This is a genomic window from Vibrio sp. J2-3(2022), assembly GCF_021725735.1.
GTDB classification, from domain to species: domain Bacteria; phylum Pseudomonadota; class Gammaproteobacteria; order Enterobacterales; family Vibrionaceae; genus Vibrio; species Vibrio diabolicus.
This window is the reverse complement of sequence record NZ_JAKKCK010000002.1, coordinates 234,806-250,367: the sequence shown is the minus strand read 5'-3', so window position 1 is coordinate 250,367 and position 15,562 is coordinate 234,806. Positions and strand designations below refer to the sequence as shown.

The window sequence follows — 15,562 nt, the reverse complement described above, 5'->3', positions numbered from 1 at the left end:
CTTTTTACTTGGCATTACTTACCATGAGAATTCACGCTTTCCACCGTTTATATCAGTACCGACAATCTATCTCAACCAAGCCTTTCAACGCGCGTGGATGTAAAGTGGTTCGTTGCCAATATTGCCAGGTTTCTGAGCAACACTGTTTGTGCGATCTTCAGCCAAACATCAAGGCTAATATTGCATGTATGTTGATTGTTTCTGAAAACGAAGTATTTAAGCCAAGTAATACCGGTCGTCTAATTGCTGATACGATTCAAGAGACTTACGTGTATCAATGGAACCGAACAGAACCGTCTGAGGAGATGCTGGAGCTACTACAGGATGACAACTACCAACCAGTGATTGTATTTCCTGCAGACTATGTGGATGACCCATCTCGTTTAATTGAAGATCTGGAGCCTGCGCGATTAATAAACGAAGAGGCTCAGAACAAAAAATGGTTGCTGATCTTTATTGATGGTAGCTGGCGTGAGGCACGAAAAATTTTCCGTCGCTCTGAGTTTTTACAGTCTCTACCAGTTTTATCTATCGAGCCGGAGTGTTTATCAGAATACATCATGCGCCGTTCTGAGAACGAGCAGCATCTTTCGACCGCCGAAGTTGCGACTTTAGTTTTGAAACAAGCCGGTGAGAACAAAGCATCGGAATGCCTTCAATTGTGGTTTGAAGCCTTTAGAGAAACCTACATGTTGACCAAGACCCGAGTCAAAAACGATCCCAACCGACCGCATTTAAAACGTTTCAAAGAGTGGGTGAAAACCGAGAGCTGACTCTAAGGAATGAACTTTTGTTGATGGCATGTTGTTCAACTGGCTGCGGTGAGGGTATAAATCTGCATTCGGTCACGGTTTGCAGGCGTACAGATATGGATAATGCCACTAGTTTATACTTTTGACTCCAGCCATTTTTGGAGTCGTTTAAGCATTTTTTAGGAGAGAAATACATGTATTACGGCTTTGATGTCGGTGGCACTAAAATTGAATTTGGTGCATTTAACGAGAAGCTTGAGCGTGTAGCGACGGAACGTGTACCTACACCAACAGACAACTACGAGCTGCTGGTTGATACCATTGCGGAATTGGTTAACAAATACGATGCAGAGTTTGGCTGCGAAGGTACGATTGGTCTTGGCCTACCAGGTATGGAAGACGCCGATGATGCAACTGTACTAACAGTTAACGTTCCTGCGGCAAAAGGCAAACCACTTCGTGCTGATCTGGAAGCTAAAATCGGTCGCAGCGTAAAAATTGAAAACGATGCAAACTGTTTTGCGCTATCAGAAGCATGGGACGAAGAGCTTCAAGATGAGCCTTCTGTACTTGGTTTGATCCTAGGCACTGGTTTTGGTGGCGGTTTTATCTACGATGGTAAAGTTTTCTCTGGTCGTAACCACGTAGCAGGTGAGGTGGGCCATACTCGTTTACCTATCGATGCTTGGTTCCACTTAGGCGAAAACGCACCTCTGTTGGGGTGTGGCTGTGACAAGAAGGGTTGTTTAGACAGTTACCTTTCTGGCCGAGGCTTCGAGCTTCTTTATGCCCATTACTACGGTGAAGAGAAGAAAGCGATCGACATCATCAAAGCGCACGCAGAAGGTGAGGCGAAAGCCGTCGAGCACGTTGAGCGTTTTATGGAGTTGCTGGCTATCTGTTTTGCAAACATCTTTACAGCGACTGACCCACATGTTGTTGTGCTGGGTGGTGGTCTTTCAAACTTCGAATTGATTTATGAAGAGATGCCAAAACGCATCCCTAAACACTTATTGTCTGTGGCTAAGTGTCCTAAGATCATCAAAGCAAAACACGGTGATTCAGGCGGTGTACGCGGCGCTGCGTTCCTAAACATCAAGTAGTGACTGAAACGTTACTCGATATAAAGTAAGAAGAAATCTACGCCCCGTTTAGACCATCAAGGTAAAAACGGGGCGTTTTACTTATATACCCAAGTAATTTCGATATGCTTGGGTCAGCGAAAATAACTTGGTTTGTAGACGAGGCGGCGATTTAAAGAACTAGTGGGTCTAAATCAAGAATCGGCAACATGCATAAAAAAACTCGCGACGAATCGCGAGTTTTCTGTTTGCAGCTAAGCTTATTTGTTCTTTTTGCCTACGCCTAGGTTTTCTTTTTGAGCTAGGGTAATTTTGCTAAAGCCTAATTTTCTGAAGTAGTTATCGCGGTAGTTGCGCACCGCTTTAGTGTCAGACACAGCTTCGATTTGTTGCTCCATCTTTAGGAACTCAGTGATATCGATACCTTCTGCTTCTGCAACCGCTTCTTGAATGTTGCGGTGCTGCTGGTATGAGAACGTCAGTTCTTTGTCTTGGTCTTTGTAAGTGTAAAGAATGGTGCGAGCCATAGCTGTCTCTCTGAAAAGGTTTCTGTATTAAACAAAAAGGCCAGACTCGCTGACCTTTGAATTTCTAGTTTGGGCTAGATTCTGCCTTGAAGTGGGATAATTGTCACGCTTTCTCCCGCTTTTACTGTATCAATAGCTGGGGAGATTTCGATTAAACAGTTTGCTTCACTCATTGAGCGCAAAATACCAGAGCCTTGCTTGCCTGTTGTACGAACGGTTAAACGGCCAGTGTCATCCAGTTCATAGATTCCTCGACTAAACTCGGTACGACCTTGTCGAGAGCGAAGATTCTCAGTTGCGATGGCATTCACTTTCAGAGGCTTCCAGCCTTGTTCGCCTTGCATCTTACGCAGTGCAGGCTCAACAAAATTAATGAAAGAGACCATCACGGCAACAGGGTTGCCCGGCAGACCAAAGAACGGCTTGTTGTTGATTTGACCAAACGCTAGTGGACGTCCCGGGCGCATGTTGATTCGCCAAAAATCGATTTGACCAAGTTTATCCAAGGCAAGTTTGATGTAATCCGCATCACCAACGGATACGCCACCAGAAGTCATAACCACGTCCGCTTGCGCCGATGCGTTTTCCAACGCTTCAATCATTAACTGTTCGTTGTCTTCCAGAATACCGAAATCCAAGATCTCGCAGCCGAGCTTTTCAAGCATGCCCATGATGGTAAAACGGTTGGAATCGTAGATAGAATTCGCTTTTTGCTCTGTTCCCGGCGCTTGTACTTCGTCACCGGTGGAGAACACGGCAACTTTCAATTTGCGGAACACATTCGCTTCACCAAAACCAAGAGAGGCGATCATGCCCATTTCTGGAGAGGCGAGGCGAGTGCCTGCGGTAAAGACGTCACTGCCGATAGCGAGATCTTCACCTGCTTGACGAACGTTTTGGCCTGCTTTGATATTCGCACCGTTAAAGGTGACCTTGTCACCTTCTTGAGAGGCTTGCTCACGCATGACCACTGTGTCGCCGTTAAGTGGTGTCGGTGCGCCGGTCATGATCTTCACCGCTTGACCAACTTCCAGAGGCTGATCGTACGCATGGCCCGCCATCACTTCAGCAACCACTTGGTAGCTATCGCGGTCAATATCATCACTGCGGATGGCATAACCGTCCATCGCGGAGTTGGTGTACTGCGGCACGTTTACTGGTGAAATGATATGTTCCGCGAGAACGCGGCCATAGGCGTTTTCAATCTTGCATGCTTCTATTTCCGAAACCGTGTTCACCAAAGAAAGGATTTTTTCTTGGCCTTGAACCACAGAAAGGAAAGCCGGAGAAAGTGTGTCGCAACATGCGGCGTCTTTCTCTTTAGATTTTGGTGCTTTTGCATCTTGAACGTATTGAAGAACAAATTGAGCGATGGCATCCAAATCATTGATGTTCATTTGAGGGAGCTCAGAATCTAACTCCGCACTGTCGGAAGCGATAGCAATGATGTTTTCATCGTGAGGGTAAAGCCAAGGTTTACCCACTTCTTCACGGTGCAATTCAATTTTAGGAAACGCGATGTTTTTACAGCCTTCGACCAAAACTACATCGAGGTTGTCTTCATCAAAACGAGTTAAGAGGTATTCAAACTCCGCTTCGGCTTCTGGCGTTTCTGTCATTAACGCAAAACGGTTGCGAGAAGCAATCAGCATTTGAGACGCGCCAGCTTTGCGTAAACGGTAGCTGTCTTTACCCGGCTTATCGACATCGAAGTTGTGGTGTGCATGTTTTAGCATGCCAATGCGTAAACCTGCTTCAGTCAGCTTTGGCAATAGGGCTTCAAGTAGCGTGGTTTTGCCTGTGCCTGAATAAGCTGCAAAACCAAGAATAGGAATGTTTAGCGTGTGTTTCATGATTCTAATTGTCCAAATTGCGCCAGTTCTTCCGGAGTGTTCAAGTTGACGAAACAGTTTGGTGAGTCGCTAAAGTCAACGTAACTGGTGTTGCACTCTTTGTAGAGCAGAATGATTTTGCGGTCGCCACGTTCTAAAAATGCGGTGAGTTTTGGCAGTACGCGTTTGTGGTAGAGCGTGAAAACAGGTTGCTGATGGTCACCATCATGCGCGACTAAAATATCACTGTCTTCTTTGACGGCCTGGCAGAAACGCTCGACAAGGTCGGTGTTAATTTGAGGGCTATCGCAAGGTACAAATCCAACCCAGTCAGTTTCAGCATGCATCAAACCCGCGTGAATACCGCCCATAGGTCCAGGGAAATCTTTGAATTGATCACTAAATACGAAACCAAATTTGCTGTACGCATCTTGGTTTCGATTGGCATTAATTAAAATGCGTGGTGTTTGTGGAGATAAACGTTTAATAACGTGTTCGATGAGTGGCTTCTGATTTAATTCAATCAGACCTTTATCTTTTCCACCCATACGGCTGGCTTGGCCACCAGCCAAAATGACCCAACTAGTTTGTGTTGGTTGAAGCATATGCATTCTCTTGGGATGTTTCTTTTGGTATGACATACAACAGAGGAGACTCTATCAAAGTCTTGTCTTTAATCCACCACTGTTTTTTACATAAGTCGGTCAGTGCGTTGGTTTGATGGCTTGTCACCACGATACTGGAACCACGATCCAAAAGATCTTTCGCCATCACCACCAATCGCTCAATGGACTCTTGGTCTAAAGACGCACTTGGCTCATCCATCAATAAAATCGACGGTTTTAAGATCCAAGCTCTTGCCATGGCAACACGCTGTTTTTCACCGCCGGACAACACGGAGATATGTTCGTCCGCTAATGTTTCTAAACCTATCATGCGTAGTGCGTGAATAACTTGAGCTCGCTTATCTTTTGGTGTGTCTTGTTGATATTTCACTCCATAGACTACGTTCTCATAAACAGTGCCGTCAAAAAGGTAAGGAGATTGATGGAGATAAATCACATCGACACGGCCGTTGCGGCGCGTCAGTCTTTTTAGCCACGTATCTTTTGGCGCAACAACATCGCCAGTAGAAGGTTTTAGCAAGCCAGCAAGGATTTTGAGTAGGGTAGTTTTGCCCACACCATTGTCACCCTTGAGATAAATGGCATCATTTGGGCCGATGGCTAACTCAGGGATGTGAAAAAGCACACGCTCTTTAAAGCGCATGGATAACTGCTCGGCGGTGATTTTTATAGTCATAATGCGCCTCTACATGGGGTTAATGGTGAGTCGTTTGTTTGCTTCATGTTCTATGTTCTGAGGTAGCCTTTGCCTCTCATGCTTGATAAGAAGAAGTTTAGTGCCAACGCTAAAGATAGTAATACAATTCCTAATGCAACTCCTTGCGCAAAAGCACCTTTGCTGCTTTCCATTGCGATAGCGGTCGGAATATTGCGCGTTACGCCCATAATGTTTCCGCCCACCATCATTGAGCAGCCCACCTCGGTTACGATACGTGAGAACCCGGCAATGATAGCTGCAAGTAGAGGAAAGCGGGTTTCCCAAATCATCGTAGCGGCCACGCGCGGAATGGAGACGCCTAGAGTGATGGCGGTTTCAACTGCGCGACGGTCGCTAGATTGCAATGCACCATGCATCATCGATACCAAAACAGGGAAGCAGATCACCATTTGGCCGAAGATCATCGCCTTCTGAGTGAACAGCATTTGCCAGCCTCCCCAAGGGCCAGCGCGTGATAGCAACATATACAGCAAAAGGCCAATCACGACGGTAGGGACCGCTTGCAGCGTATTCACGATCGACAGCAAAAACCATTTACCGCGAAAGTCGGTATACGCCAGTACAAATGACATCAAAATAGCCGGCAATACCACTAAGGATATTGCCGTGATAGAAACACTAAAGGAGACCGCAACGATCTCCCATAAGTCTGCATCAAAATTCACCAGTAAACGAAGCGCTTCCAGTGTTGTATCAGCAAGATTCATATTGCGTTATTTGCTCTCAGCATTCGCAACAAACAGTTGTTTACCGTTTAGGCGGAAACCATTGATAAGTTCCTGTCCGCGAGGGTTCACCAACCAATCACTGAATGCTTTCGCGCCTTGGTAGTTGATTGTTGGGTAACGCTCAGGATTAACAAGAATAACTTGGTACGGGTTAAACAGTTTTTCATCGCCTTGGAACAGAATTTCTAGATCCAATTTGTTTTGATAAGCCAACCATGTGCCGCGGTCTGTCATGGTGTATCCTTGCATTTCAGACGCCATGTTAAGAGTTGGGCCCATACCTTGACCTACGCTGCGGTAACCGCCAAAGTTTGGTTCGATTTTAGTTTGAGCCCAGAAGCCCATTTCTTTTTTGTGCGTACCAGAATCATCGCCGCGAGAGATGAACGTTGCGTTTTTGTTTGCGATCTCTTTGAATACATCTAACACGCCTTCGTAATTTTTGATTTTTGCTGGGTCAGCTTTCGGGCCAACAATTACAAAGTCGTTATACATCAGTTTACGAGGTAGAACGCCGTAGCCTTTCTCAACGAATGTGCCTTCGGCTTTTGGTGCGTGTGTCATCACCAAATCTACGTCACCGTTTTCGCCCATTTTTAAGGCCTTGCCAGTACCCGCAGCGATAACATCGACTTTGTAGCCAGTGTCTTTCTCAAATTGTGGAAGCAGGTAATCAAGTAACCCTGAATGGTAAGTACTGGTAGTGGTTGCTAGGCGAACGTGCTCGCCATCTTGAGCGGAAAACGCAGAGTAACTTACAAGCGTGATTGACGTCGCAGCCAGAGTTAGCGCAATTTTTTTCATTTTTATGTGTTCCTTTCCAATGATTATTTGGCATTTCTCCCGATGTATTGGAAGAGGCCTCTTGGGCGAGAGCGATTAGTTCAAAGTGCAAGTTGCCTTAGGGTGTTGGAATAACAAACACCAACATCCTGAGATCACTTGAATACGCCCTGTAGCTACCTTATAGCAAACAAGATGCCAACCTTTTACAAGCGAAAAGTGCTCGATTTATGCACTAAATCATGGGGTTATTTGCACAAAAGTTTGCGTTGGTACAAAATGTCGCACTTTTTGTAGGGTATCTCTGTTTAAACTTGGTACACTCTGTCCCATCCGAAGCCATCTGGGGTAAATATGTCTACTCAATCCCATATTAGTACAAACCAACAATATAACGCCTTTTCCGTACTGGTCGTTGATGATGAATTGGGCATGCAAGCCATTTTGAAAAAGGCATTGGGGAAGCTTTTCTCACATGTCGACACTGCTGGCAGCATCGAAGAAGCAGAGCAACTGCGTAATTCTCGACATTATGATCTGATTTTACTGGATATTAATCTGCCGGGGCGCTCTGGGATTGAGTGGGAAGAAGCGTTTGAAGATGACGACAAACGTGCCGATGTGATCTTCATGACGGGCTATGCGGATTTAGAGATTGCTATTCGCGCACTTCAACTTGGTGCTTCTGACTTTATCCTCAAGCCCTTCAACCTAGAACAAATGCTAAAAGCGGTCAGCCGCTGTATGGATCGTCGCTTGAACGAGCGCATGCAGTACGCCATGAAGCGCGATTACCAACGTCACAATACCTCCGAGATCATCGGTGGTTCAGAAAAAACGCGTCAGCTTAAGCAGCTTATTAACCAGTTTGCACCGTCGCGTGCTTCTGTTTTGGTCGAAGGTGAGTCGGGTACGGGTAAAGAGCTGGTTGCACGAGGTATTCACCAAGCGAGTGGGCGAACGGGCCCATTTGTGCCAATCAACTGTGGCGCCATTGCGCCAGAGTTACTTGAAAGTGAGTTATTTGGTCATACATCGGGCGCGTTTACCGGTGCGAAAAAATCGCGTGAAGGTTTGTTCCGTGTTGCGAACGGTGGCACCTTATTTCTTGACGAAATTGGGGAAATGCCACTTGCAATGCAGGCATCATTATTGCGTGTGTTAGAGCAGCGTACTATCCGTCCTGTTGGTTCAGAAAAAGAAATCAGCATTGATGTCCGTATCGTTGCTGCAACCAACCGAAACCTGCAAGAAGAGGTCAACCAAGGCAACTTCCGCAGTGACCTGTATTACCGTTTGAATGTGCTCAAAATCGAAGTGTGTCCTCTGCGTGAGCGCAAAACCGATTTGTTTGAGTTAGTGCCATTTTTCAGCAATATGCTGACGCGGGAGCTTGGTATGCCTGCGCCAAAATGGGCGCACGAGGACATGGAAGCCATGAGTGAGTACGATTGGCCAGGCAATATTCGTGAACTGAAAAACTTGATTGAGCGATGCATTTTGCTTGGCAAACCGCCTGCGCATTATTGGCGGGAGCTGAATGGTGGACACTCATTGCCTAATGTGTCGATTACCGTTTCTCATTCTGCTGAACTACCGACGTTTAAAGAAGGTAGAGAGTTCACTGGTGAGGGGTATCCAAACAACTGGACACTGAAAGAAGTCGAAAAAGCGCATATAAAACAGGTCGTTAATTTGCACGAAGGCAACAAATCAGCCGCTGCCCGTGACTTAGGCGTGGCGCGTAAGACCTTAGAACGTAAGTATAAAGAATGGGATTCTGAGGATGAGGAATATGCCGACTAACGGCCCACAGCACAAAGGATTGTCGAAATGGACGCACCGTTTTAAAACCATGGTGCGTTATCGCTTATTATTTTTAACCTCCGCACCTATCTTCCTCACTTTGATAGCCCTGATCGGGATTACCATTTATTGGTCCATCCATTATACGTGGCAAAATGCACTGCTTGATGTTTCTGAGCGTCTTGGTGTTGCGAATAACAGCGTAACGTTGTTACAGCAAAAGCAATCGAATTACGTACGTGCGTTTGCTGACTCATACGATTTTCGTATTCGCATCAATCAAGGGATACCGCAAGATGAGCTGCAAAAGTGGGTCACTGAGCAGAAGAAAAGATATGCTTTAGATTTTCTCTCTTTCCAACGCGTCAACTCGATGGAAAACAAATTCCGCTTTATGGATCTCACTAAGCGAGAATCGTTTTTTGATGTACTCAATAAAGATGAACTCGAACGCCTCGATCCTGAACTCGCTAAACGAGCGGAAGTGCCTATTCTTGCTGATGGTGGCATGGAAGCGCGTGGGTTAGTCAGTCGAACCGTGATTCCTGTGCATAGCCAAACGAATGATTTGATCGGCTTTCTTGATGGTGGTTTGCTTCTCAATAACAGCACTGTATTGGTAGATCAAATTCGCGACTTAATCTATCTCAGCGATAATGATCGCCTTCGTCCGGTTGGCACATTGACCGTATTTCTTGATGATTTGCGTGTAAGCACCAACGTTCCTCTAGACAGCGAGCATAGGCTAGGGCGCGCCATAGGCACTCGCGTGAGCGCAGAAGTGTATAACCAAGTACTTTCAAAAGGTGAGCAGTGGGTTGACCGAGCCTATGTGTATGACGCTTGGTATATTACGGCGTATCAACCGATCAAAGACCAATACGACAACGTCATTGGTATGCTTTATACCGGTTACCTAATGTGGCCATTCGTTAAAGCCTACATGACCAACATTGCCGAAATTAGCTTGATTACCATTATGTTATTGCTGGTTTCCGGCGTGATGGTATATCGCGGTTCTTATGATCTGTTTCGACCGATCGAACGCATCCATAAAGTGGTGAAGCAGGTCCAACAAGGAAAAGAAAAACGGATTGGTCCGTTGGGATTGGATGCCGATCATGAACTTGCGCAGTTAGCCAGACAGTTTGATGATATGTTAGACGCGCTAGAAGAGCGCAAAATTGAACTGAAGAACTCCGCAGCGCAACTTGAATGCAAAGTTCAAGAGCGTACGGCAAGCCTTAGAGAAAAAACCCAAGATCTAGAGCTGCATATTCAATTGCTTAACCAAACCCGCGACAAACTCGTTGTTCATGAAAAACTGGCAGCACTGGGAGAACTCACCGCGGGGATTGCTCACGAAATCAATAACCCAACCGCCGTGATCCTTGGCAACGTGGAGTTGATCCACTTTGAGTTGGGTGACGATGCAAGTCGAGTACAAGAAGAGATTGATGCGATTCACGCGCAAATCGACCGTATTCGCAATATCACGCGCAGTTTATTGCAATACAGTCGCCAAGGTGGTGTTCAAGATGAAATCACTTGGCAACATGTCAATCCTATCATTGATGAAAGCATCACCTTGGTTAAAACGGGCACCAAGAAACGCGACGTCGAGTTTGTGACTGATCTACAAGCGCATACGTCCGTTGAGATAAACCGTCACCACTTGCTACAAATCTTAGTTAATTTGCAAATGAATGCCATTCACGCAATGAACGGCAAAGGCACGTTAACAGTAGTCAGTGAAGACTGGATTGAAGAGGGCGAAGTGAAAGGAGCCGCGATTCATGTTATTGACGAGGGTTGCGGTATTAAGCCAGAAAACTTGAACCGAATCTTCTCACCATTTTACACGACGAAGCGAGAGGGTACTGGATTGGGACTGTCGGTCTCTCAAAGTATCCTCAGCCAAACGGGTGGTGAGCTAAAAGCCGAGTCGGAATGGGGAAAGGGCAGTAAATTCAGTATTTATTTACCTAAAAAAGCCGAGCTGATCCTAGAGGTGACGAATATCGCTTAGTCACTTGTTGTAAGCATTACGGAAGAAAGAGCCAGTTATAATACTGGCTCTTTTTTGTATTCAATGACGCATTTGTGCTTGAGCTTTTTGCTTTGAAGAAGCACTGCGATGGTTTCACTAGCAATGAATTAATAAAAACAACACTTGCAGTATGTAGCATGAACAAGTACCGTTGCCCGGTTTTTCTAAATACACCCCAATTGCTAAGGTAAAGGTTTTGATCTCCACAGCGAATATTACTCAACAATTCGGCGCTAAGCCGCTATTCGAAAACATTTCAGTTAAGTTCGGCGAAGGTAATCGCTACGGCTTAATTGGAGCTAACGGTTGTGGTAAATCAACCTTTATGAAGATCCTCAGCGGCGAGCTTGAGCAAACCAGCGGTAACGTGAGTTACGATCCAAACGAGCGCGTTGCAAAACTAAACCAGGACCAGTTCGCTTACGAAGAATTTACGGTAATCGATACCGTTATCATGGGTCATAAAGAGCTATGGGAAGTGAAGAAAGAGCGTGACCGTATCTACTCACTTGCTGAAATGAGTGAAGAAGACGGCATGAAAGTGGCTGACCTAGAAGTTCAGTTTGCGGAAATGGACGGCTACATGGCAGAAGCCAAAGCGGGCGAGCTTCTTCTTGCGGTGGGTATTCCAATGGAGCAGCACTTCGGCCTAATGAGTGAAGTGGCGCCGGGCTGGAAACTTCGTGTGCTTCTAGCGCAAGTTCTATTCGCAGACCCAGACGTTATGCTGCTTGACGAACCTACCAACAACTTGGACATGGATACGATCCGTTGGTTGGAAGACACGCTAAATGCGCGTAACTGCACCATGATCATCATCTCGCACGACCGCCACTTCCTAAACTCAGTATGTACGCACATGGCGGACTTGGATTACGGTGAACTGCGCATTTACCCAGGTAACTATGATGAGTACATGACAGCAGCTTCTCAAGCTCGTGAACGTCTATTAAACGACAACGCGAAGAAGAAAGCACAAATTGCTGAGCTACAAACGTTCGTTGCACGTTTCTCAGCAAACGCATCGAAAGCAAAACAAGCGACATCTCGTGCTAAGCAAATCGACAAGATCAAACTGGATGAAGTTAAAGCGTCTAGCCGTCAAAACCCATTCATTCGTTTCGAACAGTCGAAAGAGCTGTTCCGTAACGCTCTGATTGTTGAAAACCTAAGCCAAGGTTTCGAAGAGGACTTGTTCTCAGACTTCAATGCAATTTTTGAAGTGGGTGAGCGCGTGGCGATCATCGGTGAGAACGGTGTGGGTAAAACAACACTTCTAAACACGCTTGCTGGTGTGCTTGAACCGCGTGCGGGTGAGTACAAATGGTCTGAAAACTCAAACATCGGTTACTACGCGCAAGACCACGCGCATGACTTTGCAGAAGACATGAACCTAACGGATTGGATGGGTCAATGGCGTCAAGAAGGTGATGACGAGCAAGTCGTTCGTGGTTTCCTTGGTCGTATGCTGTTTGGTCAAGACGACATTAAAAAGTCAGTAAAAGTACTGTCTGGTGGTGAGCAAGGTCGTATGCTGCTTGGTAAGCTGATGATGCACAAACCAAACATGCTGCTAATGGACGAACCTACCAACCACATGGATATGGAATCGATTGAATCTTTGAACACCGCGCTTGAGCAATACAAAGGCACGTTGTTCTTCGTATCTCACGACCGTGTATTCGTAGACTCGCTAGCAACGCGTATTATCGAAATCCGCGATGGCAAGATCACGGACTTCAAAGGCACGTATTCTGAGTTCCTAAAATCTCGTGGCGTTGACGCGTAATTACTTGCAAAGCGTTTAAAAAGCAAAAGCCTCGCTATTTAGCGAGGCTTTTTTAATTGGTCTTAATCCTTAAACTGACCGGTTATATACGCATATATGCCGACGACACCAAATGTAATGATCATTGAGAGCATGATGCCACTGGGCGTGAGCAAAAAATTCCACAGTTGGTCATTGTCCATAGTTCACATCCTTTGTGAATGAGCTGTAGTTAGCATCAATTAAAGCAAGCGTTGTTATTGCTACAACACATGTTGCTATTTCTGACTTATATCGTTTAATTAAGCCTTCATAACGTGATGATTTACTTATCCCAATTGTTATAAGTTTACACGAATCGACGGTTTTGTATTATTTTCTCGTTAACGAGATGCACTTTCGCCTTTCACATCAAACTCAATCTTGTCGGCTCCGGTAAATACTTGGAAGCGTAAACCTTTTGCTCGCGCAATCGTCGTAATGCCAAATTGTTTCGCAAGATCTAACCCCATTTGAGTAACGCCAGAGCGAGAAAGCAGAACAGGAATGCCCATTTGGGCCACTTTAATCACCATCTCTGAAGTAAGGCGACCAGTTGTGTAGAAAATTTTATCTTCACCTGTTTCTTCTTTGAGCCACATCTCACCTGCAAGCGTATCCACAGCATTGTGGCGACCGACATCTTCCACAAATGACAATACCTCATTGCCTTTGCAAACCGCACAGCCATGCACCGCACCTGCTTTTTTGTAGGTGTCGTTGTAATGAGTCAACGCTTCCAATGCGGAATAGATTTCTGATTGTTTAAGCGGAACTTGAGGCACTTGATAGTTCTCAAGCTGCTTCATCACATTGCCATACATGGTGCCTTGACCACAGCCAGATGTGACGGTTTTCTTTTTCAGAGCGCCTTCTAAATGTTCGGTATTTTCTTTAGTAATCACCGCTGCGGAATGTGTTTCCCAGTCAATAATGACGGATTCAATCGCTGCTGGATCGGACAGGAAGCTTTGGTTTTTCAAATAACCTAGTACTAACGCTTCTGGGCGCGAACCTAGCGTCATGAGCGTGACTACTTCTTTCCAGTTCAGCATGACCGTAAGAGGACGCTCGCAAGCGATTTGCTTCGTGAGCTTTTCGCCGTACTCGTCGTACACATCGACTTCAATGGTTTGCAGGGGATTTTCACTGGTTTTAATAATATTTGGTTTCAGCACAGTCGTGTCCTAGTGATTAAGAGCGTTAGGTTGCTACGCATTTAACTTGCTAAGTGGTTAGCAAAGCAAATCTCGTTCCAAAATAGCGGTTCCCACAAAAATTGCGAGGTTTTATGTCAACAATGCATTAAAACTGCGAGTTCGCAGTAATGACACATCCGTACATTTGAGTTTCGGCTAGTTTGGTACTTATAGCCAGAGGACATGAATAGGCTAAGCTTTATCAGTGTGGCTCGTTTATTGCTTATAAGTCAATAAAATGGTCGAAAGTAAGGTCAAAGTGTCCTGATTGCTTTCAGACCAAAAATAGAAAAACTGGGTGAGTTATGTCGGATAAGAAAGATTTCGAGAACAATTACGAGAAGACCGAAGACGCATGGCCAATTGGCGTAGAGCTGGTTGAGCATGAGATCAGTACAGGGATTTGGGTGACAACCCAATGGCAGTTGACGGGATTTACGCTAAATCCGACGGAAGAGACTCCCGATGTTTGTCTGTTGCAATTACACAAAGACGAGCGTACAGACTACCGCTTTAACTTAAGCTCTCAGCAACCTAAACTTTTTTTAGTGATGGATAACGTCGAGTCTGGTGAAAAACCAGCGATACAGTTACTAACGGCTTCGCAATCTGTCGCGGCGCAATATATGGATGGCGACAACCTTGTACTATCCAACGATATGCCGTTAGCCGTTCAGGCTTGGATGGAAGCCTTTATTGGTCGCCACGGTGAGTTGTTAGAAGTAAGACGTAAGAAACGCAAAGGAGCGGGTAGAGCAAATGGCAACTAGTTTTTTAAGCCGTTGGTCGAAACGTAAATTAGAAGAATCTTCCCAATATGATGAAGAGATAACGCCGATAGCAGAGACGGAGCAATCCGAAGATAGTGTCACAGCGCTTTCAAACGCTGACGAAAGCTCAGACGCTTTGAACGTCAATGAGGTTAGTCAGGCTCCAGACATTACCGCGAGTGTAGAGACTGAAAAGCCCGAAGAAATGTCTGTGGCGCAACTGCTGGTTTCTGAAGCTTCAGAAAGCGTTAAGAAAGCCGCGCTGCGCAAAATGTTCTTGTCCGAAGAATTTAACGTGCGTGATGGCCTAGACGATTACGATGATGATTACAGTAACTTAAAGTCACTTTCTAAAGACGTCGCAGAGACGCTGCGTGATTGGGTTAAAGAAAAAGTGGAAGAAGAACCAGACGTTGAAACGGCGCAAGGATCTGAACTTAACGCTGACGATATCGCATCTGAAGTGGTTGAAGACGCAGAACCAAACGCCGAAAAAAGTGCCGGAATTACCCAAGATGAAAACGAACTGTATATAAATACAGTGTCTGGTGAAAGTGATACTTTTTCTGAGGAATCACCGCCTAACGAGGTGAGACAAAATATACCACACAAAGAATAGGTACATTTTGACTAAACACTCAATGAATCGGCTGGGACAAAATGTCTCAACCGGTTTTTTTATCCCTACTATTTGTCGGTAAAATGTCTAAGTGATTGAATTTTAGTTGATATTTTATTGGCATGACATTTGCTGCTTGTTGCTCAATACCAATCTGGTTGAAGTTAGTACGGACCCACTGCGTAGTATTCATCGCCTATAAATGGCGGAATAAGAATACTCATTGATAAGTTAATCAGCAGAATCTCCGGCGCTAACTACAC

14 protein-coding genes are annotated in these 15,562 nt (G+C 45.4%); 7 read left to right on the top strand and 7 right to left on the bottom strand.

Annotated features, from left to right (window positions below; translation table 11 throughout):
- The first annotated feature begins 23 nt into the window (after positions 1-23).
- Positions 24-773 (top strand): tRNA-uridine aminocarboxypropyltransferase, encoded by a 750-nt coding sequence (locus L3V27_RS09235; RefSeq protein WP_152812493.1) that lies wholly within the window; start codon positions 24-26, stop codon positions 771-773.
- 173 nt (positions 774-946) lie between these two features.
- Positions 947-1,855, top strand: a complete 909-nt coding sequence (gene nagK, locus L3V27_RS09230; RefSeq protein WP_006742573.1) for an N-acetylglucosamine kinase — start codon at positions 947-949, stop codon at positions 1,853-1,855.
- Between the two features lie 239 nt (positions 1,856-2,094).
- On the opposite strand, the gene L3V27_RS09225 is transcribed toward nagK, so the two are convergent.
- From L3V27_RS09225 to L3V27_RS09200, 6 genes are all read right to left on the bottom strand, one after another.
- Complete coding sequence (locus L3V27_RS09225; RefSeq protein WP_005377584.1) at positions 2,095-2,361, bottom strand: DUF2960 domain-containing protein; 267 nt, start codon at positions 2,359-2,361, stop codon at positions 2,095-2,097.
- A 74-nt stretch (positions 2,362-2,435) separates the two neighbouring features.
- Entirely contained in the window at positions 2,436-4,214 is a 1,779-nt protein-coding gene (locus L3V27_RS09220; RefSeq protein ID WP_006742574.1) for a bifunctional molybdopterin-guanine dinucleotide biosynthesis adaptor protein MobB/molybdopterin molybdotransferase MoeA, read from the bottom strand.
- Positions 4,211-4,798, bottom strand: coding sequence for a molybdenum cofactor guanylyltransferase MobA (gene mobA, locus L3V27_RS09215; RefSeq protein ID WP_025441842.1), 588 nt, complete (start codon positions 4,796-4,798; stop codon positions 4,211-4,213). The genes L3V27_RS09220 and mobA overlap by 4 nt, the downstream gene beginning before the upstream one ends.
- Positions 4,776-5,495, bottom strand: coding sequence for an energy-coupling factor ABC transporter ATP-binding protein (locus L3V27_RS09210; protein WP_237311674.1), 720 nt, complete (start codon positions 5,493-5,495; stop codon positions 4,776-4,778). Before L3V27_RS09210 ends, mobA begins: the two co-directional genes overlap by 23 nt.
- Positions 5,496-5,545: 50 nt before the next feature.
- On the bottom strand, positions 5,546-6,244 hold the full coding sequence (locus L3V27_RS09205) for an ABC transporter permease (protein ID WP_237311672.1): 699 nt from the start codon (positions 6,242-6,244) through the stop codon (positions 5,546-5,548).
- 6 nt (positions 6,245-6,250) lie between these two features.
- Entirely contained in the window at positions 6,251-7,069 is an 819-nt protein-coding gene (locus L3V27_RS09200) for a substrate-binding domain-containing protein (RefSeq protein ID WP_237311670.1), read from the bottom strand.
- 333 nt (positions 7,070-7,402) lie between these two features.
- Between L3V27_RS09200 and L3V27_RS09195 the strand changes: the two genes are divergently transcribed.
- The 3 genes from L3V27_RS09195 (at position 7,403) to L3V27_RS09185 (ending at position 12,693) form a co-directional block, all read left to right on the top strand.
- The gene (locus tag L3V27_RS09195; RefSeq protein WP_005396186.1) at positions 7,403-8,854 is read left to right on the top strand and encodes a sigma-54 dependent transcriptional regulator; all 1,452 of its coding nucleotides are present in this window, start codon (positions 7,403-7,405) and stop codon (positions 8,852-8,854) included.
- The gene (locus L3V27_RS09190; RefSeq protein ID WP_237311669.1) at positions 8,844-10,883 is read left to right on the top strand and encodes a cache domain-containing protein; all 2,040 of its coding nucleotides are present in this window, start codon (positions 8,844-8,846) and stop codon (positions 10,881-10,883) included. Before L3V27_RS09195 ends, L3V27_RS09190 begins: the two co-directional genes overlap by 11 nt.
- A 217-nt stretch (positions 10,884-11,100) precedes the next feature.
- The gene (locus L3V27_RS09185; RefSeq protein WP_012841837.1) at positions 11,101-12,693 is read left to right on the top strand and encodes an ABC-F family ATPase; all 1,593 of its coding nucleotides are present in this window, start codon (positions 11,101-11,103) and stop codon (positions 12,691-12,693) included.
- Between the two features lie 362 nt (positions 12,694-13,055).
- Here L3V27_RS09185 and L3V27_RS09180 read toward each other — a convergent pair whose 3' ends face one another.
- Complete coding sequence (locus L3V27_RS09180; RefSeq protein ID WP_005396179.1) at positions 13,056-13,889, bottom strand: formate dehydrogenase accessory sulfurtransferase FdhD; 834 nt, start codon at positions 13,887-13,889, stop codon at positions 13,056-13,058.
- Positions 13,890-14,215: 326 nt separating this feature from the next.
- Between L3V27_RS09180 and L3V27_RS09175 the strand changes: the two genes are divergently transcribed.
- Positions 14,216-14,680, top strand: a complete 465-nt coding sequence (locus tag L3V27_RS09175; protein WP_024699490.1) for a DUF3305 domain-containing protein — start codon at positions 14,216-14,218, stop codon at positions 14,678-14,680.
- Complete coding sequence (locus tag L3V27_RS09170) at positions 14,670-15,299, top strand: DUF3306 domain-containing protein (RefSeq protein WP_237311667.1); 630 nt, start codon at positions 14,670-14,672, stop codon at positions 15,297-15,299. The genes L3V27_RS09175 and L3V27_RS09170 overlap by 11 nt, the downstream gene beginning before the upstream one ends.
- Positions 15,300-15,562 lie beyond the last annotated feature (263 nt).

Coding starts and splice junctions, on each gene's coding strand:
- L3V27_RS09235 (WP_152812493.1), top strand. CDS start 24: ATGAGAATTCACGCTTTCCACCGTTTATATCAGTACCGACAATCTATC.
- nagK (WP_006742573.1), top strand. CDS start 947: ATGTATTACGGCTTTGATGTCGGTGGCACTAAAATTGAATTTGGTGCA.
- L3V27_RS09225 (WP_005377584.1), bottom strand. CDS start 2,361: ATGGCTCGCACCATTCTTTACACTTACAAAGACCAAGACAAAGAACTG.
- L3V27_RS09220 (WP_006742574.1), bottom strand. CDS start 4,214: ATGAAACACACGCTAAACATTCCTATTCTTGGTTTTGCAGCTTATTCA.
- mobA (WP_025441842.1), bottom strand. CDS start 4,798: ATGCTTCAACCAACACAAACTAGTTGGGTCATTTTGGCTGGTGGCCAA.
- L3V27_RS09210 (WP_237311674.1), bottom strand. CDS start 5,495: ATGACTATAAAAATCACCGCCGAGCAGTTATCCATGCGCTTTAAAGAG.
- L3V27_RS09205 (WP_237311672.1), bottom strand. CDS start 6,244: ATGAATCTTGCTGATACAACACTGGAAGCGCTTCGTTTACTGGTGAAT.
- L3V27_RS09200 (WP_237311670.1), bottom strand. CDS start 7,069: ATGAAAAAAATTGCGCTAACTCTGGCTGCGACGTCAATCACGCTTGTA.
- L3V27_RS09195 (WP_005396186.1), top strand. CDS start 7,403: ATGTCTACTCAATCCCATATTAGTACAAACCAACAATATAACGCCTTT.
- L3V27_RS09190 (WP_237311669.1), top strand. CDS start 8,844: ATGCCGACTAACGGCCCACAGCACAAAGGATTGTCGAAATGGACGCAC.
- L3V27_RS09175 (WP_024699490.1), top strand. CDS start 14,216: ATGTCGGATAAGAAAGATTTCGAGAACAATTACGAGAAGACCGAAGAC.
- L3V27_RS09170 (WP_237311667.1), top strand. CDS start 14,670: ATGGCAACTAGTTTTTTAAGCCGTTGGTCGAAACGTAAATTAGAAGAA.